We start from the raw sequence: 20,063 nt of genomic DNA, 5'->3' as shown, positions 1-20,063 counted from the left end.
GTACTCGACAGTCGCATAGGACCCCTCTCTCCTCCGGCTGACGCGTCCATCGGGCACCCGAGTACCGCAACCCCACGTGGCATCTTCGTTGTGCCCAACCACGTCATAGACCAGGAGACACCACTTCCGTGGCAGTCAAGATCAAGCTGAAGCGTCTGGGCAAGATCCGTTCGCCTCACTACCGCATCGTCGTCGCCGACTCCCGTACCCGCCGTGACGGCCGGGCCATCGAGGAGATCGGCCTGTACCACCCGGTGCAGAACCCCTCGCGCATCGAGGTCAACTCGGAGCGTGCGCAGTACTGGCTGTCCGTCGGCGCCCAGCCGACCGAGCCGGTTCTCGCGATCCTGAAGCTCACCGGCGACTGGCAGGCCCACAAGGGTCTCCCGGCCCCCGCGCCGCTGCTGCAGCCGGAGCCCAAGGCCGACAAGCGCGCCCTGTTCGAGGCCCTGGCCAAGGACACCGGCGAGGAGTCCAAGGGCGAGGCCATCACGCAGAAGGCGAAGAAGGCCGACAAGAAGGCGGACGAGGCTGCTGACGCGGCTGCGCCCGCCGAGTCGACCGAGGCCTGATCATGCTCGAGGAGGCTCTCGAGCACCTCGTGAAGGGCATCGTCGACAACCCCGACGATGTGCAGGTCGCCTCGCGCAACCTGCGCCGTGGTCGCGTACTCGAGGTCCGGGTCCACCCCGACGACCTCGGTAAGGTGATCGGCCGCAACGGCCGCACCGCTCGCGCACTGCGTACCGTCGTGGGCGCCATCGGCGGCCGTGGCATCCGTGTCGACCTCGTCGATGTGGATCAGGTTCGCTGACAGAGTTGAACACCGGCACGGGCCGGGGAGGGCCATGCGCCCGCCCCGGCCCGTCGTCGTATGACAGGAGAGACACAAGGTGCAGTTGGTAGTCGCGCGGATCGGCCGTGCCCACGGCATCAAGGGCGAGGTCACCGTCGAGGTGCGTACGGACGAACCGGAGCTGCGGCTCGCGCCCGGGGCCGTACTCGCCACCGAACCGGCCGCCGCCGGACCGCTGACGATCGAGACCGGCCGGGTGCACAGCGGACGGCTGCTGCTCCGCTTCGAGGGCGTACGCGACCGTACGGCTGCCGAGGCCCTGCGTAACACGCTCCTGATCGCCGAGGTCGACCCGGCGGAACTCCCCGAGGACCCTGAGGAGTTCTACGATCATCAGCTCATGGACCTCGACGTGGTCCTCGCCGACGGCACCTCGATCGGCCGGATCACCGAGATCACGCATCTGCCGTCCCAGGATCTCTTCATCGTCGAGCGGCCGGACGGCAGCGAGGTGATGATCCCGTTCGTCGAGGAGATCGTCACCGAGATCGATCTGGAGGAGCAGCGCGCGGTGATCACCCCGCCGCCCGGTCTGATCGATGAGAGCCAGGCCGTGATCGCCTCATCGCGCGACGAAGAGGGCGACGAGGACGAGGCGCCCGAGTCCGGGAAGGACGCCTGATGCGCCTCGACGTCGTCACGATCTTCCCGGAGTACCTGGAACCGCTGAACGTCTCCCTCGTCGGCAAGGCCCGCGCGCGCGGCCGCCTCGATGTGCACGTGCACGACCTGCGGGACTGGACGTACGACCGGCACAACACGGTCGACGACACCCCGTACGGCGGCGGCCCCGGCATGGTCATGAAGACCGAGCCGTGGGGCGAGGCGCTGGACGACGCCCTGACGGGCGGGTACGAGGCCGGGGCGCACTCCCCGGTCCTCGTGGTGCCCACACCCAGCGGCCGTCCGTTCACCCAGGAGCTCGCCGTCGAGCTCTCCGAGCGGCCTTGGCTGATCTTCACGCCGGCCCGCTACGAGGGCATCGACCGGCGGGTGATGGACGAGTACGCGACCCGCATGCCGGTCGTCGAGGTGTCCATCGGGGACTATGTGCTGGCCGGCGGGGAAGCCGCGGTGCTGGTGATCACGGAGGCGGTGGCCCGACTGCTGCCCGGCGTGCTCGGCAACGCCGAATCGCACCGGGACGACTCCTTCGCCCCCGGCGAGATGGCCAATCTGCTGGAGGGGCCCGTCTACACCAAGCCGCCCGAGTGGCGCGGCAGGGGCATCCCGGACGTCCTGCTCAGCGGTCACCACGGGAAGATCGCACGCTGGCGGCGGGACGAGGCGTTCCGTCGTACCGCGCTCAACCGGCCCGATCTCATCGAGCGCTGCGAGGCGAGCGGCTTCGACAAGAAGGACCGCGAGATCCTCTCCATCCTCGGCTGGTCCCCGGAGCCCGGTGGCCGATTTTGGCGCAGGCCCGAGGCCGTGGAAGAATAGGCCGCTGCTGTACGTCCGGCGCGCGCCCCTGCCACAGGGGGAACGACGCCCGCCCGACGCGATCAGCACCCTCATCTCCTTACTATCTCCCGTCGATGACCTGTGGCATCGGCGAAGAAAGCAGACAACATGGCCTCCCTGCTCGATGGCGTCAACGCCGCATCGCTGCGTACCGACGTCCCGGCGTTCCGCCCCGGTGACACCGTCAACGTCCACGTCCGAGTGATCGAGGGCAACCGCTCCCGTATCCAGCAGTTCAAGGGCGTAGTCATCCGCCGCCAGGGTTCGGGCGTCAGCGAGACCTTCACGGTCCGCAAGGTCTCCTTCAGCGTCGGCGTCGAGCGCACCTTCCCGGTGCACAGCCCGATCTTCGAGAAGATCGAGCTCGTCACCCGCGGTGACGTCCGTCGCGCCAAGCTGTACTACCTCCGTGAGCTGCGCGGCAAGGCCGCGAAGATCAAGGAGAAGCGCGACAACTGAGCTAACTCCCAGGTCCACAGGACGGCCGGATAAGCTCTGGCCCCGATGGACACGGAAGCCAAGCCCTCGGAGCGCGACCGCTCCTCCGCACCCGCAGCAGGGTCGGAGGAGGGGTCGCGCTCCTCGCGTATCCCGGACCGGTTGACCGCCTCGATCTCGTGGCGGCGGACCGCCGCACTCGGAGCCGTCTGCTCGGTCTTCGTGCTGCTCCTCAGCGCCTTCGTGGTGCAGCCCTTCCTGATTCCCAGCGGCTCGATGGAGCCGACACTGCGAGTGGGGGACCGGGTGCTGGTCAATAAATTGGCGTACCGTTTCGGCTCCGTACCGCAGCGCGGCGATGTGGTGGTATTCGACGGCACCGGATCGTTCGTGCAGGAAGCTCCCCAGGAGAATCCCGTCACCGGGTTGCTGCACGGTGTGGCAGCGTCCTTGGGGCTGGCAGAGCCTGCCGAGACCGACTACGTGAAGCGGGTGGTGGGCGTGGGAGGCGACCGGGTGGTCTGCTGCGACAGGCGCGGAAGGGTCGAGGTGAACGGCCGGCCGGTCGATGAGGGCTACCTGTATCCGGGAGATGCGCCGTCGGGGGTGCGCTTCGACATCGTCGTGCCCGACGGCACGCTGTGGATGATGGGCGACCACCGCAGCAATTCCCGCGACTCACGTGACCACCTGGGAGAACCGGGCGGTGGCATGGTCCCGGTCGACATGGTGATCGGCAGGGTGGACTGGATCGGCTGGCCGTTGGGCCGGCTTGGCTCGCTGCCGGACAGTGCCGCCTTCGCCGGCGTACGGCCGACGGGCGGGGGCCATGGGTAACCGCGGGCGGCGGCAGGACGGGTCCGACCCCGAGATACCGCTGCCGACCGGCAGCCGGCCGACGGTCGCGCGCTCACTGCCGACCAGGGCGGAACGGCGCAAGCTGGCCCGCAAGGTCAAGCGGAGGCGGCGCAGGTCGGCCGTGCGGGAGATCCCCCTTCTCATCACCGTGGCGCTGGTGATCGCGCTCGTGCTCAAGACCTTCCTGGTGCAGGCCTTCGTGATCCCGTCGGGGTCGATGGAGCAGACCATCCGGATCGGCGACCGGGTGCTCGTGGACAAGCTGACGCCCTGGTTCGGATCCAGGCCTCAGCGCGGCGATGTCGTCGTCTTCAAGGACCCGGGCGACTGGCTGAAGCAGGAGAACGCCGGAAAGAAGGACTCGCCCGTCGTCGTCAAGCAGGTGAAGGAGGCACTGACCTTCATCGGGCTGCTGCCGTCCGACGACGAACAGGATCTGATCAAGCGGGTGGTCGCGGTCGGCGGCGACACGGTGAAGTGCTGCGACAAGGGCGGCCGGATCACCGTCAACGGCGTACCGCTGGACGAGCCCTATCTGTATCCCGGTAATCCGCCCTCCCTCATCAAATTCGAGGTAAAGGTTCCGGCCGGGCGGATCTTTGTGATGGGCGACCATCGGTCCAATTCGGCCGATTCGCGCTATCACCTGGACGAGCCGGAACACGGCACGGTTTCCGAGGACGAGGTCGTGGGACGGGCTGTGGTGATCGCCTGGCCCTTCGGGCACTGGCGAAAACTGGAGGAACCGGCGACATTCGACTCGGTCCCTGACGCGCGCGCCGGGACGGCTGCTGCGCCGAGCCCGTCGAATAGTGTGTTGTCCAAGGATCCCAATGGAATGATCCCTCTCCCGACCCCTGCGGAACTCCCGCTCGTTATGGGAGTGGTGGGCCTGCACCGGCTAGGGCGCAGGCGGTGGCACGGAGTAAGGAGTGGATGTGGGGGATTTGGCGGTCGGCGCACGATCCGGACACGACGAACCCGAGGACCGGCCGGACAATCCGGAGAACGTCGAGTCCGCCGGAGCGGCGGACAACACGGAGGGTGACGGCGACTCTCCGAACGGCGGTAGTACGTCCCAGAAGAAGCCACGCTCCTTCTGGAAGGAGCTGCCCCTGCTCATCGGCATCGCGCTGGTTCTCGCGCTGCTGATCAAGACGTTTCTGGTGCAGGCGTTCTCGATCCCCTCGGACTCGATGCAGGACACGCTCCAGCGGGGCGACCGGGTGCTGGTCGACAAGCTGACCCCTTGGTTCGGCGCGGAGCCCAAGCGTGGCGAGGTCGTGGTCTTCCACGACCCGGGCGGCTGGCTGGAGGACACCCAGACGCCCAATCCGAATGTGGTGCAGAAGTTCCTCAGCTTCATCGGACTGATGCCGTCCGTCGAGGAGAAGGACCTGATCAAGCGGGTCATCGCGGTCGGCGGCGACACGGTGGAGTGCAAGAAGAACGGCCCGGTCGTCGTCAATGGCAAGGCACTGGACGACCAGTCGTTCATCTTCCCGGGAAACACCCCCTGCAATGACGAGCCGTTCGGCCCGATCAAGGTGCCCGAGGGCCGGATCTGGGTGATGGGCGACCACCGTCAGAACTCCCTCGACTCCCGCTACCACCAGGAGCTGCCGGGCGGCGGCACGGTCTCCAACGACGAGGTCGTCGGCCGGGCCATCGTCGTGGCGTGGCCGATCAACCGCTGGGCGACCCTGCCTGTCCCGAAGACCTTCGACCAGCCGGGGATCAACACGGCGATGGGCCTGGCTCCCGGAGCACTCGGTGTAGCCGGAGCGCTGCCGCTCGTGTTGTGGCGCCGCAGGAGGCTGACCAGCGAGCGTACCGCCGGGTAGGGTGCCGACTCGGATCAGCGATTGTCGATCTCCGAGGTGGGGGACGCTGGGATGAGTGGAACAGGACGTACGGATGACGGCCACGGCCGGCTCGGCAGCATACTGTCGGGGCTGGCCGTGGCCGTCGGCTGTGTGCTCTTCCTCGGCGGCTTCGCCTGGGGAGCCGTGGTGTACAAGCCGTACACCGTGCCGACCGAGTCGATGACACCGACGGTGCACGCCGGCGACCGGGTGCTCGCACAGCGGATCGACGGCAGCGAGGTGCACCGGGGCGACGTGGTGGTCTTCACCGATCCGGTGTGGGGTGACATGCCGATGGTGAAGCGGGTCGTCGGGATCGGCGGCGACAAGATCGCCTGCTGCGACAAGGGCCGGCTCACCGTCAACGGCAAACCCATTGAGGAACCGTATCTGCAGATCAAGGGCCTCGCTTCGGCGAACGACTTCACCGCCGATGTTCCCAAGGGGCAGATCTTCCTGCTCGGGGACGAGCGCAACGCCTCGCTGGACTCCCGGGTCCACCTGGACGACCCGGGGCAGGGCTCCGTGCCGCGCAGCGCGGTGCAGGCCCGGGTGGACGCCATCGCCTGGCCGCTGAGCGGCATGGTCGAACGACCGCAGACCTTCGCCTCCTTCCCCGGTGGGGTGTCGTCGCCCGGACCGCTGCGGCTGCAGCTCGGGGCCGTGGTGGCAGGTGTGGTGCTCATCCTCGTCGGTGCCGCATACGGGCCGATCGCGGCACGGTCTGCGCGGTCGGCACGGAACAGGCGCGAAAGGGTACTTGCCGGTGCGGGTTGAGGAGCGGAAGGTCGCCAGGGTGGTGCTCCTGGACCCTGACGACCGCATTCTCCTGATACACGGGTTCGAGCCGGAGGACCCCGAGAGCACCTGGTGGTTCACCCCCGGCGGCGGTCTGGAGGGCGACGAGACCCGGGAACAGGCCGCGCTGCGGGAGCTCGCGGAGGAGACCGGGATCACCGATGTCGAGCTGGGCCCGCTGCTCTGGCAGCGGATGTGCTCGTTCCCGTTCGACGGGCGCCGCTGGAACCAGGACGAGTGGTACTTCCTGGCCCGTACGACGCAGACCGCCACCGATACCAGTGGGCTGACCGGGCTGGAGCAGCGCAGCGTCGCGGGTCTGAGGTGGTGGACCTCCGCCGAACTGTCGGTGGCGCGTGAGACGGTGTACCCGACCAGACTCGCCGAGCTGCTGCGCACGCTGCTCGACGAGGGTCCTCCGCGTACGCCACTGGTTCTGGCCCCCGAAATCGCCTAAGCGCCCAGGGGCGCCGGAGCCTGGCGCACAATGGGGGCACGCACGGCTGAAGGGGAACATGCCAATGAGCGCCGAGGACCTCGAAAAGTACGAGACCGAGATGGAGCTGAAGCTCTACCGGGAGTACCGAGATGTCGTCGGTCTGTTCAAATATGTGATCGAGACCGAACGGCGCTTCTACCTCACCAACGACTACGAGATGCAGGTGCACTCGGTTCAGGGTGAGGTGTTTTTCGAAGTATCCATGGCGGACGCCTGGGTCTGGGACATGTACCGGCCCGCACGGTTCGTCAAGCAGGTACGGGTGCTGACGTTCAAGGACGTCAACATCGAGGAGCTCAACAAGAGCGATCTCGAACTTCCGGGTGGCTGAGCCCGTTTTACGTGCTTTTCAAGGGGATGGATTCCCACTTCCGGGCGGCTGAGTTATCCACAATCCCGGAGTTGTCCACCAAGATCCACCAGCTGGGACCGGACGCGTCAGAGTCGGTGCCGGAGGTGGTGCCGATATGAACGCACGGGGGGCACTCGGGCGGTACGGCGAGGATCTGGCGGCGCGGCTGCTGACCGACGCCGGTATGTCCGTACTGGAACGGAACTGGCGCTGTCGTGCCGGTGAGATCGACATCGTCGCGATGGACGGCGATGCACTCGTGGTCTGCGAGGTGAAGACCCGCAGGGCAGGTGCCTTCGAGCATCCGATGGCAGCCGTCACACCGGTCAAGGCTGAGCGGCTGCGACGGCTGGCCGGGATCTGGCTCCACCGGCACGGCGGTCCGCCGCCCGGTGGGGTCCGGATCGACCTGGTCGGCGTCGTGCTGCCCAGGCGCGGAGCACCCGTCGCCCAGCATGCGCGGGGGGTGGCCTGATGGGGTTCGCTCGGGCGTGTTCGGTGGCGCTCGTCGGCGTCGAGGGTGTGGTGGTGGAGGTCCAGGCGGACCTGGAGGCGGGGGTGGCCGCATTCACCCTGGTGGGGCTGCCGGACAAGAGCCTGGTGGAGAGCCGGGACCGGGTCAGGGCCGCGGTTGTGAATTCAGGGGCCGAGTGGCCGCAGAAGAAACTCACGGTGGGCCTGTCACCGGCCTCCGTGCCCAAAGGCGGCTCCGGTTTCGATCTGGCGGTTGCCTGTGCGGTGCTGGGCGCGGCCGAGCGGATCGATCCGGCCTCCATCGCCGATGTGGTGATGATCGGTGAGCTCGGTCTGGACGGCCGGGTGCGGCCGGTGCGCGGCGTGCTGCCTGCCGTGCTCGCCGCGGCGGAGGCCGGGTACCGCCAGGTCGTCGTGCCCGAGCAGACCGCGGGGGAGGCGGCGCTGGTGCCCGGGGTCTCGGTCCTCGGGGTACGGAGCCTGCGGCAGCTGATCGCGGTGCTCTGCGACGAGCCGGTGCCGGACGAGCGGCAGACTCACGACGAGGGGCGCCCCGACACCATGCTGGCCGGGCTGATGGTGCCCGGCGCGGGTATCGGTACCGGGCTCGCCCGGGTGCCCGGGCAGGGTGATGGCAACCCGCCGGATCTGGCGGATGTGGCGGGACAGGAGCGGCCCCGCAAGGCGCTGGAGGTTGCCGCGGCGGGCGGTCACCACCTGCTGCTCTCCGGACCGCCGGGCGCCGGCAAGACCATGCTGGCCGAAAGGCTGCCGGCGATTCTGCCGACGCTGACCAGGAAGGAGTCCCTGGAAGTCACCGCGGTGCACTCGGTGGCAGGCATTCTGCCGCCGGGGGAACCACTGGTCACCCGTGCGCCGTACTGCGCACCGCACCACTCCGCGACCATGCAGTCGCTGGTGGGCGGGGGAAACGGGCTGCCGCGGCCCGGTGCGGTCTCTCTGGCCCACAGGGGGATTCTCTTTCTGAAGTTTTCCGGCCGTTGAGGGCCCGCTAGGGCTGTGACCTGCTGTTGAACCTAGCGGACATGTTCGTGATGTTCGGTGAAGAAACCCGATTGTGCACCAGATCGGGTGATGCAGCAGCGATGCTGCCGCCGGTGTCGGTAGCCTTGTGGCCATGAACTTAGGGGTGATGCTGGAGCCGAGGCGGAGGTTCTCTCTGTGCCGGTTCTCTGCTGCTGATTCCCTTTCCGTGCGTCAGGCGAGGCGGATGATGAGGGTCCTGCCTCGATCAGACGCCGAAGCGGTGCGTCGCGGTCGGAACGAGCTTGTCCATGGCGCGATCGGGGCTTTGGACAGGCACCCGCTTGCAGCTTTGGAGCCCCGCGAGCGTGCTGAGCTTGTGCGCTCCGTGGCCCAGCAGCTTCCTGATGGGCCTGCCGCCGCTCGGTTCCGCGAACTCGCGGAACAGATCCAAGCGCTCGGTGACCGGCATGTTGAAGCCAGTTGTGTGCTGGCTGGCATGGTGCTGGAGGTCGTGTGGGGGCTGTGGGGGGCGGCGGAACACATCAACGACCTCGACGCGGAACAGCGAGAACGGAACCGCCGGCACCCCCGCCGGATGCGGATGCTGAATGCCGCCGAGGTTCCCCTCTGGGTGCTAAGCACGGTCCAGGGGGTGTCCATGACGGAACTGAATGCGTTGACGCCTGAGGCCCTCTTGGCGCTTGCGGGCCTTGAGGCCGCAGACGGCCCCGCCCATGACGGTGGCCAGCTGCTCGAGCAGGCTCGTGCCGCGCTTCGCGTTCTGCGAGTGCTGGCATTGCTGGGCGTCGAGCCCTCTCACCTGAGCGAGTTGGTAGCGCTCCTGATCATCCGCGTCGATGACCGCGAGCACATGCCGTCGTTGTCCGTCCAGGAAGTCCCGGTTCCTGTCCATCCATGCCATCCGCCAGGCGAACTCATCCTCGCAGAGCCCAGGGTCCCCCGAGCGCCGGGAGGCGCGGTCCTCCGTCGCCCCATCAACAGGGATCGCCATCAACTTCATGAATGCGGAGAGCGCGGACGGCGCTTGACCGCGTAGTTGAAGGAGGTCCTGCTTGTTCGAAGAGGACCGAATATGGACTCAGTAACTCTCGCCGCGTGGGCCACTGCGTTGGCCGCTGTGGGCTCACTGGCGCTTGAGGTAAAGAACGCCTGGCCGAAGAAGGACGAAGACTCCAGTGGCGGCACTGAGGCACCGGATGAGGAACCGATCGCTTCGGAAGAGGACCAGGGGTAGCACCGAGTAAGCGGAAGCTGACGCTCTGGGTCGCCTGCCGGGAGGCGGACGACCCAGAGTTACTCACGAGGTAGGTGCGTCAGCGTGCTCCAGCGGGCGGATGGCGTCGGCCACTTGGACTTCGAGGTCAGCGATGCGTTTGTCCGCGAAACGAACGTTGTCGCGGGCGGCGGACAGTTTCCCGGCCAAGGACTTGCCCTCGGCCGTCAGCTCACGGATCCTCCTCTTCAGTTTCCCGTTGTCGGTGATGATCCGGGCAATGTCCTCTTCGGACCATTCGCTCCGCAGGTCCCGGACCTGCCCGATGAGCTCGGCAATCTGCTCACGCTGAGCGAGAATCTCCGCGTGAGCGCTCTTGAGGGCGGCCTCGGTGTTCAGGGCCCGCTCGCGCCAGGACGCTTCAAGCTCGTCCTGGACGGCCTGGCGGTCCTGGACACGCCTTCCGGCGGCCCGGTTCGCCGCCTCCTCGACCAGAGCGCGGGCATCGGTGTGCTCATAGAGGAACGTGCGCGAGACGTCTGCGGTCCGAGCGACCGCGGCCATCGTGATGGGCGCCCGGGTCTTGATCATCTGGTCCAGAACGTCCTTGATCCGGGCCAGGCCGGCTGCCGTCTTCTGCCGCCGGACCTCCAAGGCTCGGGAGGTCCGGGCGGCGGGAACGGTCGGGGCGGTCACTCGGTCATCTCCGGGAAGTCGCTGGTGTCGTCATCGTGCGCGTCGGCGAGGTCGCTGGCCCTGAAGGCGAGGCTCCAGAGTCGATGGAAGTAGTCCTGAGGGCGTCGCAGGTCCAGCGAAAGCGCCTCTTCGAGCAGGCCGAGGGCGGCCAGCGCCTTCTCCAAGCCGTCGATCGCGCGGGCGGTGGGCTCGAAGACTTGATGCAGGTAGTCGGCGGTCGCGTCGTCGGGTGCGCGTTCAGCGAGAGTCCGCCATTGCTCGGCCTTCCGGTGCCAGTAGAGAAGATCGGCGCCAGACATGACGAACTTGTCGCAGTTGTGGCAGTCCATGTTCCAGGGACAGGCGTCCCCACGGACCACGGGCTGAAAGGTGCAGAACCCGCCTTCGGCCGGTGTGCTGCGGCGGGCCAGGTCTATGGCCATCGCTTCGGCTTCGGCCTTGGTCAGGCCCTCGGTCGGGGAGACGAGGAGCTGGCCGGGGTTGGCCGAACCCGGGCCACCGACCCAGACTCGCTCCAGGACCTGGTCGAGTTCCGAGGAGGCGACCTTCGCGTAGTGCTCGGCCATCCGCTGGGAGACCTGGCCGAGGTACTTCTTGATGTGGTGCAGGCCGGCGCCGTGCTTGAGGAGATTGGTGGCCAGGGTGTGACGTGCCTGATGGGGGACCCAGGCGCCGATCTCGAGGTCTTCGAGCCAGCCGCTGAAGCCGGTGTGGAAGAAGGTGTACGAAATCGGGACCGTGCCCTTCGGGTTGCGGCTGCGAGAAGGGAACAGGGCCAGCAGGGCCCGTTCCTTCGGGGTGGGCGTCCGGCCGTGGCGATCCTCGAACCGCTCAAGGGTGATTTGCTGGCGCTTCCGCAGCCGCAGGTAGAGCGTCTCGGGGATGCGGATCGCCTCGTCTAGGTTGCCGACCTTGGTCTGGTCGTGCCAGAGGAACGGGACCCGGCGGTGAATGGTGATGCAGTCCACCCGTAGCTTCAGCACCTCATTCGCGCGGCGCCCGGTGAATACAAGGGCCTCCCAGGCGTCGCGGAGCCCATGGTTGTTCGGGTCGTAGTGGTCGGCCAGCATCTCCAGGTTCGTCTGGTCGGCCAGGGCCCGGGCGACCGGGTCAGGGAACGGACGCCGAGCTTTGACGGTAGGGGTGCCGCCGGTTGGCAGCGCGACGATGAACTTCCTCGACAGTCCGATTTCCTCGGCCCGCCCGGTGTCCAGGGCGAACCGCAAGATCACTCGAGCGTGGTTGAAGATGAAGCGGCCGGTGTTCTCGGTGACCGTGCTCGGTTTCCCCTTGTGGCTGCGGACGCCCAGGGCGGGCAGGTTCTCGCGGATCCGTCTGTTGTGGTCGGCGACGAATCGCTCCATGTGCTCCGCGTCCAGCAGCCGCGGGTCGTGTCCGCCCTCGGGGGCCGTGATCTCCAAGAAGGCGCCCAGTTCGACGCAGGCCCGACGGTCGTTGTCGAGCGGGCCGGTGCTGCGCGGGCCCTTCGGGGATCGCAACCGGTCGGCCAGGTGTTCCCAGAGCAGGTCGCGCAGCCATCGCTGCGGGACCTCGGTGAGGTCCCAATTGCTGTGCCGCTGAGGGAACTTGACGCCGAAGTGCTCGGTCTCGACGTAGCCGGCTTCCTTGGTCTCCTCCATAGTGAAGTAGACGATCCGCAGCTCGGTCAGGGCCTCGTGCAGGATGAAGCGCTTGCGGGAGTCGAGCTGACTGCGTTCCTCGGCGAGCTCGGTCAGCGAGCCGACGCGGCGTTCACGGACGAGGTTCACCAGCTGCTGGATCCACCAGGTGGGCCAGTAGGAGTGGGCGCCCCGCTGAGTGTGGGCGAACAACGCCCACTGAAACTCGGCTCTCACCAGCGGCGGCAGCCCCTGGAGATTGATCGTGCCGGCCCGCGAGACGGGGTGTGTGGTCTTGCACCAGCGCAAGAACGCGGCCTTGTCCCCGTAGAGGATCGGCACGGGTCGGCCGACCATCTCGTAGCGGTTGAACCACTTCGGTGGCCGCATGGCGTGGCCGGGGCTGCCCTCCGCCTCGTAACGGATTTCGTGAACCCGGCAGAGCCCGAGCGGACTGCTGGACAGGGACTGGCAGGAGGCGACGATGCAGTCGCCGTAGCCGTGGAACGGCTCGGTCTGCGTCGCGAGCCAGTTCTCGAACGCCAGAGCGGGCTCCGTGGCAGAGGCTTTCTTCCAGCGGCCGTTGTGGGCCAGACACAGCTCGAGCCCGTGGTGGCGGGCCGGACGGACCAGGCAGATCCGACAGACCGGCGGCTCGCCCATGCGGTCGTAGAACTTCGCGGGCTTCGCCTCGCGCAGGAACTCGCGGCGCGTCAACTGCGGGTTCGCCTGGCGGCCGCGTTCCCACTCCATCTTGTGGGGGTGGCAGAGATCGCGGGCATTGGTGCGGGAGTGGTGGCAGTCCTCCACCCGGCAGAGCCATCCGAAGACCGGGTGGTCAGCGGGGACGTGGATCAGCGCTTCGCGGAAGATCGACTCGACGTGCGGGCCGCCGAGCAGGGCCGTCAGCACCTCCAGGCGGTCGCGTGTCTCCCGGCGTCGGGCTGGGTCGACGATGGTGTGCAGCGGCAGCAGGGTGTCACTCACTGCATCTCACCCCATGCCGTCAGCAGGGCCGAGTTGAAGGTGGGGTCGTTGACATCGACGTGCGCGTAGATCTCATCGACCGTCTGGGTCGAGGCCCAGCCACCGGCGTCCCGGACGATGACGAGGTTGCCGTCCGCGGCATCCAGCACGTCGTTCGCCCAGGTGTGGCGGAACATGTGCGGACGGATCAGCCCCAGACCGGCGCGGAAGCCGGCCCTCTTGAGCATCTTGCGGGCGCCCTCGGGCGCCCAGGGCAGTCCCTTCGCCGGCCCGTGCTGCTGGACCAGCAGCAAGCCGTGAGCGGCGCCGCGCGGGTACTCGCTCATCATGTACTCGAAGTAGGCATGGATCATCGCCGGGCTGACCCGCTTGATCAGCCCGCCCCGGATCACTCCGTTTTCGAACTCCCAAGGCCACTTCGTCTTCGCGCGGGCGTCGGTGACCAGGCCGTCGCGATGACAGACGTGCGCGTGCGGAGTGCGACATTCGCCGCAGGAAGCGTTCTCGCGCAGGTGAAGGTCGGCGAGGTGGAGACCGCAGAACTCACCGATGCGCAGACCGCCGTCGCTCAGCCACTCCACGGTCATGCGGTCGCGGGCCGAGTTCACCTCCTCCAGCAGGACCTCGCGGGCCCCGTCCGGCAGCATCCTCTTGTGCCGGCGCCGCAGCTCTTTCGGCGCGAGCGGGTTCGCGTCCATGCTTCGCTTGATGTGGCCCAGCAGGGCGCGGTCCCGGTCCCGCTGTGTGGGCAGCCGCTCCAGATCCAGAGCCTCGGCGAGTGCCGCGTTGATGCCCACCTCGGCCTGCTTGAGGTAGAAGCCCTTCAGGCAGGACGCGGCACCCCGCAGAGCGTCGTTCTGATATGGGCGCTTGCCCACCCGCCACGGCGATCCGTACGGCATCGAGACCTTCGCCCCGACAGCCTTCATGTACCGCTGGAGGTCCCGGAAACCCACGGTCTCGGACGTCAGCCCCTCGTACTCCAGCCACCGCAGGTGGTCGACGAGCAGATACGCGTACGTCCGGTCCGAGCCCCTGCCCGCGAACGGACTGAGGTACCGCTCCGCTGCCGGATGCAGGCCCCTCATCGAGTCGAAGATGGTGTACGAACGGCTGCCGTCCTTGTGCCGAACCTTCTGAACCCGGAGCTGGCCCATCGCCAGTCTCTGTGCCACGTGACCTCCATGCCGACTGTGCTGACATCGCGAACATCACGACGCCGGTCGGCAAACGAGATCGGGATGTCCCAGGTCACCGCCCTCCACGGACATCACGAACAGCACTTCTACAGGCCGGAAAACTGGACGAGGCGCCGGAATTCTCCGTGCGGGCGCTGGATGCGCTGCGCCAGCCGCTGGAGTCGGGGCATGTGGTGGTGGCACGCAGCGCCGGGGTGGTGCGGCTGCCCGCCAGATTCCTGATGGTGCTGGCCGCCAACCCCTGCCCGTGCGGCCGGCACACCCTCAGCGGTGCCGGTTGCGAGTGCGCGCCCTCGATGGTCCGGCGCTATCAGGCGAGACTCTCCGGGCCGTTGCTGGACCGGGTGGATCTGAGGGTGGTTGTCGACCCGGTCAGGCGCGAGGACCTGATGGGGCAGGGCGGCAGGGGTGAGTCGACGGCCACCGTCGCGGCCCGGGTCCGGGAGGCCAGGGCGCGGGCGGCGGACCGGTTGGCCGGCACCGTGTGGACCACCAACAGCGAGGTGCCCGGCCATGAGTTGCGGACCCGGCTGGTCGTGGCACCGGGCGCGCTGATGGAGGCCGAACGGGACATGGAACGGGGCGCGCTCACCGCACGGGGCCTGGACCGGGTGCTCAGGGTGGCGTGGACGGTCGCCGATCTGCGCGGTGCCGACCGCCCGGACGCCTCCGACATCGCGATGGCGCTGGAATTGCGGACCGGGATCCCACGGGGCGCCTTGACGAAGGCCGGAGCGTCATGAATCCGCGGCCGGGCCCTGGGCAGGGGCAGGAACCGGGGTGCCTTGCGGCGCGGGACCCGGAGCGGGGCGCGGGGCCTGGGGTGGCGGTGAGCGATCGGGAACGGCTGGCGCGGGCTGCGCTGACCCGCATCCTGGAGCCGGGGGATGAGCGCGGCGGCCGCTGGCTGCGCGAGTGCGGTGCCATCGAACTGTTACGGCGGATCACCACCAGGGACGGGGCCGCGGAGCGGCTGAGCGGAATGACTCAAAAACGTCTGGAGGGATACCGCTTACGGGCCGAGAGCGCCGAGCCCGAGCGGGACTTGGCGGCGGTCGCCGCGCTCGGCGGGCGGTTCGTCTGCCCCGGCGACCGGGAATGGCCCAGCCAGCTCGACGACCTGGCAGACGCCAGGCCGACCGGCCTCTGGGTGCGGGGGCCGCGCGATCTGCGGCTCTGGGCGCTGCGCTCGGTCGCCGTGGTCGGCAGCCGTGCCTGCACACCGTACGGATCCCATATGGCGGCGAGCCTCGGCGCGGGGCTCGCGGAGCTGGGGTGGGTGGTCGTGTCGGGAGCGGCGTTCGGGGTGGACGGGGCAGCCCATCGTGGCGCGCTCGCCGTTGACGGGGCGACGATGGCGGTCCTGGCCTGCGGGGTGGACGTCGCCTATCCCCGGGGACATGCCGAGCTGATCGGACGCATGGCGGAACAGGGGCTCGTCATCGGCGAATTACCACCGTCCGATCATCCGACCAGCCGCAGATTCATTCTTCGGAACCGGGTCATCGCCGCGTTGACGCGCGGAACGGTCGTGGTCGAGGCTGAATACCGCAGCGGTTCGCTGGTCACCGCACGCAGCGCGCAGCGGCTCGGCCGCTTCACCATGGGCGTGCCGGGCCCTGCCACCAGCGGGTTGTCAGCAGGAGTCCATGAACTCCTCCGGGGGGAGGGCATCCTGGTGACGGATGCCTCGGAAGTCGCCGAACTGGTGGGGGACATCGGCGAACTCGCTCCGGCCAGACGCGGCCCCGTACACCCCAGGGACCTGCTGGACGCGGTCTCCGCCAGGGTTCTCGACGCGCTGCCGTCCCGCGGCGCCGTCGGCGGGCGCGACGTGGCCCGCGGTGCGGGAACCGGCATCGATGAAGCGCTCGGCAGACTGTACGAACTGCACTCACTGGGGTTCGTCGAACGTGATGGCGATGGATGGCGGTTGACGCTGAGACCGACACGCAATGGCGACGCGCGGCGAGGCGGTACTTGACCTGGAGCATTCGGGTGAAAAGGTGATGCCGATGACCTCGGCGGATCCTTCAGCGACGCCTCCGGGGCCGGCGCACATGGCGACGGCCCCGGACCCCAGTCATGTTCGATCGGCCGGAATCGCACAGCGCCGATCCGCTGTCCTGCGCGGACCGCGACGCCTCAGTCACGCTACGCTCACATGAATTCCGACTCAGACATAAGTCCCCCAGCACTTCACAGCAGAACGGCTCAAGGCACCACATGCCCCAGCACACCTCCGGGTCTGACCGTGCGGCAGTACCACCGGCTGCGCGTGGCACTGTGCGCCCCCCCGCCCCCTCCTCGCTCGACGAGTTGTGGCGTTCATACAAGTCCACGGGCGACGAGCGGCTGCGGGAGCAGTTGATCCTGCACTACTCGCCGTTGGTGAAGTACGTCGCGGGCCGGGTGAGTGTGGGCCTGCCTTCCAATGTCGAGCAGGCGGACTTCGTCTCCTCAGGGGTGTTCGGACTGATCGACGCGATCGAGAAGTTCGACATCGAGCGCGCGATCAAGTTCGAGACGTACGCGATCACCCGCATCCGTGGCGCGATGATCGACGAACTCCGTGCGCTGGACTGGATCCCACGCTCGGTGCGCCAGAAGGCGCGAGCCGTGGAACGCGCCTATGCCACGCTGGAGGCGCAGCTGCGACGCACGCCTTCCGAGCCGGAGGTCGCTGCGGAGATGGGCATCGCGCTGGAGGAACTGCACGCGGTTTTCAGCCAGTTGTCGCTGGCGAACGTGGTCGCGCTGGAGGAACTGCTGCATGTCGGCGGCGAGGGCGGTGACCGGCTGAGCCTGATGGACACGCTGGAGGACACCGCCGCCGACAATCCGGTGGAGGTCGCCGAGGACCGTGAGCTCAGACGGCTGCTCGCCCGGGCGATCAATACGCTTCCGGAGCGCGAGAAGACGGTCGTCACGCTCTACTACTACGAGGGCCTCACCCTCGCCGAGATCGGCAATGTGCTCGGGGTGACCGAGAGCCGTGTGAGCCAGATCCACACCAAGTCGGTGCTGCAACTGCGCGCGAAACTGGCCGACGCCGGACGCTGATGCCACCCGTGGCCGCTGACGGCCGTGGTTGCTTCGGCCACTGATCGGGGCCGCACCCGCCCTCCCGAACACCGGCCGCCGTAGAGTGGATGCGTGCCCAGGATTCGAGCGGCCTCGGTGGCCGAGCACCGGACCATGCAGCGCGGCGCCCTCCTGGACGCCGCCCGCTCCCTGCTGTCCGAGGGGGGTACGGAGGCATTGACCTTCCCCGCCCTCGCCGAACGCACGGGCCTCGCCCGGTCTTCCGTCTACGAGTACTTCCGCTCCCGTGCGGCCGTCGTCGAAGAGCTCTGTGCCGTCGACTTCCCCGTCTGGGCGGCCGAGGTCGAGAATGCGATGGAGCAGGCCACCACGCCCGTGGGAAAGATCGAGGCCTACGTACGACGGCAGCTCGACCTCGTCGGAGACCGCCGCCACCGGGCGGTCGTCGCGATCTCGGCGAGCGAGCTGGACGCGGGTGCACGCGAGAAGATCCGGGCCGCGCACGGCGGGCTCATCGCCATGATCGTCGAGGCGCTCGGCGATCTCGGCCACGAGCAGCCGAGACTGGCGGCGATGCTGCTGCAGGGCTCGGTGGACGCCGCGGTGCGGCGTATCGAACTCGGCGTGGCGGAGGAGCCGGCCGTGATCGCGGACACCGCCGTCGCCATGGTCCTGCGAGGCGTACAGGGCGTACAGGACTGACGGCGGTGCCGCGCCGCGGCACCGCCGAACAGAACGCCGGGGGCGGCGAGTCCGTCCCCGGCCCCCTCGGCCGAGGGACGGGGCTCCGGCACGCCGAACACCGGCAGCAGCCGGGACGGACCCCGTCGCAGCAGCTCCGGCGGCAGCAGCGACAGCGGATCCAGATATGCGTCAGCGCGCCGCAGTCCCCAGTGCAGACAGCCCGATGAGCAGTGGAAGGGCCCGGCCTCCACGACCGCCACTACTTGTCCTGCCGTCACCTTCTCGTCCTTCGCGACCAGCGCGCGCACCGGCTCGTATGTGGTCCGCAGCGGCGGAGCGCCGGTCCCGGCCACCTCGATCGCCATCACCCCACGCCCCGCCACACGCCCTGCGAACGAGACCCGGCCCGAGGCCGCGGCGAGCACCGCCGTGCCCGGCTCTGCGGCGAGATCCACCCCGCGGTGGCCTCGTCCGTAGGCACTCGGCGGCGGCTCCCATCCCCGTACGACCGCAGGCCGCCCGGCAAGCGGCCACAACCGGGCACCGTCCGGCCGGGGCGCCGGTGAGGGAGCGGGCGCGGGTGCGGGAACAGACGCGGGCGTCGGCTCTTCGGCTGCCGTGACCGGCGCGCCGTGCAGCGCTGAGAGAAGGACCAACACCGCCACGAGCGCGGCGTCGCAGAAGCGGAATCTGTGCCTGAAAAGGGAAACGGTCGGATCCGGTGTGCATCGCATGGCAGAACCGTCCCGCACCGTTCGGAATCGCGGGGATCATGAACCGGATCTGTGGACTACCGACCGGTTGTGGACAGCGCCGTCACCCGGCACCCGACCTGTCCCGTACACTTCCTATGGCGATCCGGGTCACCGGGTCGACTTCGCACGCCCCGCCACCTCCCTCTTTGCGGACGGTGGCCGCGCTCCTCGGTCCCTTGTGGCACGGCGCGTCGGGGCGTCAGGCGCGACAGCAATCCTGCGGTCGCGACAACCGAGCACCTCAAGGAGTACGGCCATGGCCGTCGTCACGATGCGGGAGCTGCTGGAAAGCGGCGTCCACTTCGGTCACCAGACCCGTCGCTGGAACCCGAAGATGAAGCGCTTCATCTTCACCGAGCGCAACGGCATCTACATCATCGACCTGCTCCAGTCGCTGTCGTACATCGACCGCGCCTACGAGTTCGTCAAGGAGACCGTCGCCCACGGCGGCTCCATCATGTTCGTCGGTACCAAGAAGCAGGCCCAGGAGGCCATCGCCGAGCAGGCGACGCGCGTCGGCATGCCGTACGTCAACCAGCGTTGGCTCGGTGGCATGCTCACCAACTTCTCCACCGTCTACAAGCGCCTTCAGCGTCTGAAGGAGCTCGAGCTCATCGACTTCGAGGACGTGGCCGCCTCCGGCCTCACCAAGAAGGAGCTCCTGGTTCTCTCCCGCGAGAAGGCCAAGCTGGAGAAGACCCTCGGTGGTATCCGCGAGATGCAGAAGGTGCCGAGCGCCGTCTGGATCGTCGACACCAAGAAGGAGCACATCGCCGTCGGTGAGGCGCGCAAGCTCCACATCCCGGTCGTCGCGATCCTCGACACCAACTGCGACCCCGACGAGGTCGACTACAAGATCCCGGGCAACGACGACGCGATCCGCTCCGTCACCCTGCTCACCCGCGTGATCGCCGACGCCGTCGCCGAGGGCCTCATCGCCCGTTCCGGTGCCGCCACCGGTGACTCGAAGCCGGGCGAGAAGGCAGCCGGCGAGCCGCTCGCCGAGTGGGAGCGCGACCTGCTCGAGGGCGACAAGAAGGCCGACGCCGAGGTGCAGACCTCCGCCGAGACCGAGAAGGTCGCGGACGCCGCCGAGACGCCGGCCGAGGCCGCTGCCGAGGCCCCCGCTGCCGAGGCTCCGGCCGCGGACGCCGAGCAGGCCTGACACCTCCGTCACGGCTGAATGACGGCGGGGGCCGGTGCCACGAGCACTGCCCCCGCCGTCCACCCGTAGATCTTTCAGACTTCGAGAG

Annotated in this window: 21 protein-coding genes and 3 pseudogenes; 18 read left to right on the top strand and 6 right to left on the bottom strand. The window is 68.4% G+C overall.

The window, feature by feature from the left end; all coding sequences use genetic code 11:
• The first annotated feature begins 128 nt into the window (after positions 1 to 128).
• The 13 genes and pseudogenes from rpsP to ACZ7IB_RS26685 all read left to right on the top strand — a co-directional run.
• Positions 129 to 572 carry a 30S ribosomal protein S16 gene (gene rpsP, locus ACZ7IB_RS26745; protein ID WP_030928571.1) on the top strand — a complete coding sequence of 148 codons (444 nt, stop codon included), beginning with the start codon at positions 129 to 131 and terminating at the stop codon, positions 570 to 572.
• Between the two features lie 2 nt (positions 573 to 574).
• Positions 575 to 814 carry an RNA-binding protein gene (locus ACZ7IB_RS26740; RefSeq protein ID WP_005311361.1) on the top strand — a complete coding sequence of 80 codons (240 nt, stop codon included), beginning with the start codon at positions 575 to 577 and terminating at the stop codon, positions 812 to 814.
• Positions 815 to 893: 79 nt separating this feature from the next.
• A complete protein-coding gene (gene rimM, locus ACZ7IB_RS26735) occupies positions 894 to 1,478 on the top strand; it encodes a ribosome maturation factor RimM (protein ID WP_470916379.1) in 585 nt (194 codons plus the stop codon).
• Positions 1,478 to 2,299 (top strand): tRNA (guanosine(37)-N1)-methyltransferase TrmD, encoded by an 822-nt coding sequence (gene trmD / locus ACZ7IB_RS26730; protein ID WP_470916377.1) that lies wholly within the window; start codon positions 1,478 to 1,480, stop codon positions 2,297 to 2,299. The genes rimM and trmD overlap by 1 nt, the downstream gene beginning before the upstream one ends.
• Positions 2,300 to 2,428: 129 nt before the next feature.
• Complete coding sequence (gene rplS, locus ACZ7IB_RS26725; protein ID WP_093899094.1) at positions 2,429 to 2,779, top strand: 50S ribosomal protein L19; 351 nt, start codon at positions 2,429 to 2,431, stop codon at positions 2,777 to 2,779.
• Positions 2,780 to 2,824: 45 nt separating this feature from the next.
• Positions 2,825 to 3,595 carry a signal peptidase I gene (gene lepB, locus ACZ7IB_RS26720; RefSeq protein WP_470916375.1) on the top strand — a complete coding sequence of 257 codons (771 nt, stop codon included), beginning with the start codon at positions 2,825 to 2,827 and terminating at the stop codon, positions 3,593 to 3,595.
• Entirely contained in the window at positions 3,588 to 4,664 is a 1,077-nt protein-coding gene (lepB, locus tag ACZ7IB_RS26715; RefSeq protein ID WP_470916373.1) for a signal peptidase I, read from the top strand. The genes lepB (ACZ7IB_RS26720) and lepB (ACZ7IB_RS26715) overlap by 8 nt, the downstream gene beginning before the upstream one ends.
• Positions 4,564 to 5,460, top strand: coding sequence for a signal peptidase I (gene lepB, locus ACZ7IB_RS26710; RefSeq protein ID WP_470916462.1), 897 nt, complete (start codon positions 4,564 to 4,566; stop codon positions 5,458 to 5,460). The genes lepB (ACZ7IB_RS26715) and lepB (ACZ7IB_RS26710) overlap by 101 nt, the downstream gene beginning before the upstream one ends.
• A gap of 51 nt (positions 5,461 to 5,511) precedes the next feature.
• Positions 5,512 to 6,258: a signal peptidase I gene (gene lepB, locus ACZ7IB_RS26705; protein ID WP_470916372.1), complete on the top strand. Its 747-nt coding sequence runs from the start codon at positions 5,512 to 5,514 to the stop codon at positions 6,256 to 6,258.
• Positions 6,248 to 6,736, top strand: coding sequence for an NUDIX hydrolase (locus ACZ7IB_RS26700; RefSeq protein ID WP_114246917.1), 489 nt, complete (start codon positions 6,248 to 6,250; stop codon positions 6,734 to 6,736). Before lepB (ACZ7IB_RS26705) ends, ACZ7IB_RS26700 begins: the two co-directional genes overlap by 11 nt.
• Before the next feature lie 64 nt (positions 6,737 to 6,800).
• Positions 6,801 to 7,109, top strand: coding sequence for a DUF2469 domain-containing protein (locus tag ACZ7IB_RS26695; RefSeq protein WP_003965949.1), 309 nt, complete (start codon positions 6,801 to 6,803; stop codon positions 7,107 to 7,109).
• A gap of 136 nt (positions 7,110 to 7,245) precedes the next feature.
• Entirely contained in the window at positions 7,246 to 7,605 is a 360-nt protein-coding gene (locus ACZ7IB_RS26690; protein WP_093899088.1) for a YraN family protein, read from the top strand.
• Positions 7,605 to 8,606, top strand: a pseudogene (locus tag ACZ7IB_RS26685) (YifB family Mg chelatase-like AAA ATPase); the annotation flags it as partial. The gene ACZ7IB_RS26690 and the pseudogene ACZ7IB_RS26685, both read left to right, overlap by 1 nt.
• 250 nt (positions 8,607 to 8,856) lie before the next feature.
• Here the strand turns inward: ACZ7IB_RS26685 and ACZ7IB_RS26680 are convergent.
• From ACZ7IB_RS26680 to ACZ7IB_RS26660, 5 genes are all read right to left on the bottom strand, one after another.
• On the bottom strand, positions 8,857 to 9,177 hold the full coding sequence (locus ACZ7IB_RS26680; RefSeq protein ID WP_470916370.1) for a hypothetical protein: 321 nt from the start codon (positions 9,175 to 9,177) through the stop codon (positions 8,857 to 8,859).
• Positions 9,178 to 9,225: 48 nt separating this feature from the next.
• Positions 9,226 to 9,504, bottom strand: a complete 279-nt coding sequence (locus tag ACZ7IB_RS26675) for a hypothetical protein (protein WP_470916368.1) — start codon at positions 9,502 to 9,504, stop codon at positions 9,226 to 9,228.
• A gap of 405 nt (positions 9,505 to 9,909) precedes the next feature.
• Positions 9,910 to 10,521, bottom strand: coding sequence for a DUF6262 family protein (locus ACZ7IB_RS26670; RefSeq protein ID WP_470916366.1), 612 nt, complete (start codon positions 10,519 to 10,521; stop codon positions 9,910 to 9,912).
• Positions 10,518 to 13,127 carry a tyrosine-type recombinase/integrase gene (locus tag ACZ7IB_RS26665; RefSeq protein ID WP_470916364.1) on the bottom strand — a complete coding sequence of 870 codons (2,610 nt, stop codon included), beginning with the start codon at positions 13,125 to 13,127 and terminating at the stop codon, positions 10,518 to 10,520. Before ACZ7IB_RS26665 ends, ACZ7IB_RS26670 begins: the two co-directional genes overlap by 4 nt.
• Positions 13,124 to 14,302 (bottom strand): tyrosine-type recombinase/integrase, encoded by a 1,179-nt coding sequence (locus ACZ7IB_RS26660; RefSeq protein ID WP_470916362.1) that lies wholly within the window; start codon positions 14,300 to 14,302, stop codon positions 13,124 to 13,126. The genes ACZ7IB_RS26665 and ACZ7IB_RS26660 overlap by 4 nt, the downstream gene beginning before the upstream one ends.
• Before the next feature lie 122 nt (positions 14,303 to 14,424).
• Here ACZ7IB_RS26660 and ACZ7IB_RS26655 point away from each other — a divergent pair.
• The 4 genes and pseudogenes from ACZ7IB_RS26655 to ACZ7IB_RS26640 all read left to right on the top strand — a co-directional run.
• Positions 14,425 to 15,069, top strand: a pseudogene (locus ACZ7IB_RS26655) (ATP-binding protein); the annotation flags it as partial.
• Positions 15,066 to 16,310, top strand: a complete 1,245-nt coding sequence (gene dprA / locus ACZ7IB_RS26650) for a DNA-processing protein DprA (protein ID WP_470916360.1) — start codon at positions 15,066 to 15,068, stop codon at positions 16,308 to 16,310. The pseudogene ACZ7IB_RS26655 and the gene dprA, both read left to right, overlap by 4 nt.
• Positions 16,311 to 16,552: 242 nt before the next feature.
• The gene (gene whiG, locus ACZ7IB_RS26645) at positions 16,553 to 17,389 is read left to right on the top strand and encodes an RNA polymerase sigma factor WhiG (protein WP_093899085.1); all 837 of its coding nucleotides are present in this window, start codon (positions 16,553 to 16,555) and stop codon (positions 17,387 to 17,389) included.
• A 117-nt stretch (positions 17,390 to 17,506) separates the two neighbouring features.
• Positions 17,507 to 18,073, top strand: coding sequence for a TetR/AcrR family transcriptional regulator (locus ACZ7IB_RS26640; protein WP_093899084.1), 567 nt, complete (start codon positions 17,507 to 17,509; stop codon positions 18,071 to 18,073).
• 215 nt (positions 18,074 to 18,288) lie between these two features.
• Here ACZ7IB_RS26640 and ACZ7IB_RS26635 read toward each other — a convergent pair.
• A pseudogene (locus ACZ7IB_RS26635) lies at positions 18,289 to 18,789 on the bottom strand (peptidoglycan DD-metalloendopeptidase family protein); the annotation flags it as partial.
• A gap of 277 nt (positions 18,790 to 19,066) precedes the next feature.
• Between ACZ7IB_RS26635 and rpsB the strand changes: the two are divergent.
• Complete coding sequence (gene rpsB, locus ACZ7IB_RS26630) at positions 19,067 to 19,975, top strand: 30S ribosomal protein S2 (protein ID WP_406384300.1); 909 nt, start codon at positions 19,067 to 19,069, stop codon at positions 19,973 to 19,975.
• Positions 19,976 to 20,063: the final 88 nt, after the last annotated feature.

The sequence above is a fragment of the Streptomyces sp. NPDC037301 genome (assembly GCF_055602785.1).
The sequence above is the reverse complement of the archived record's forward strand: the minus strand, read 5'-3'. Positions and strand labels throughout refer to the sequence as shown.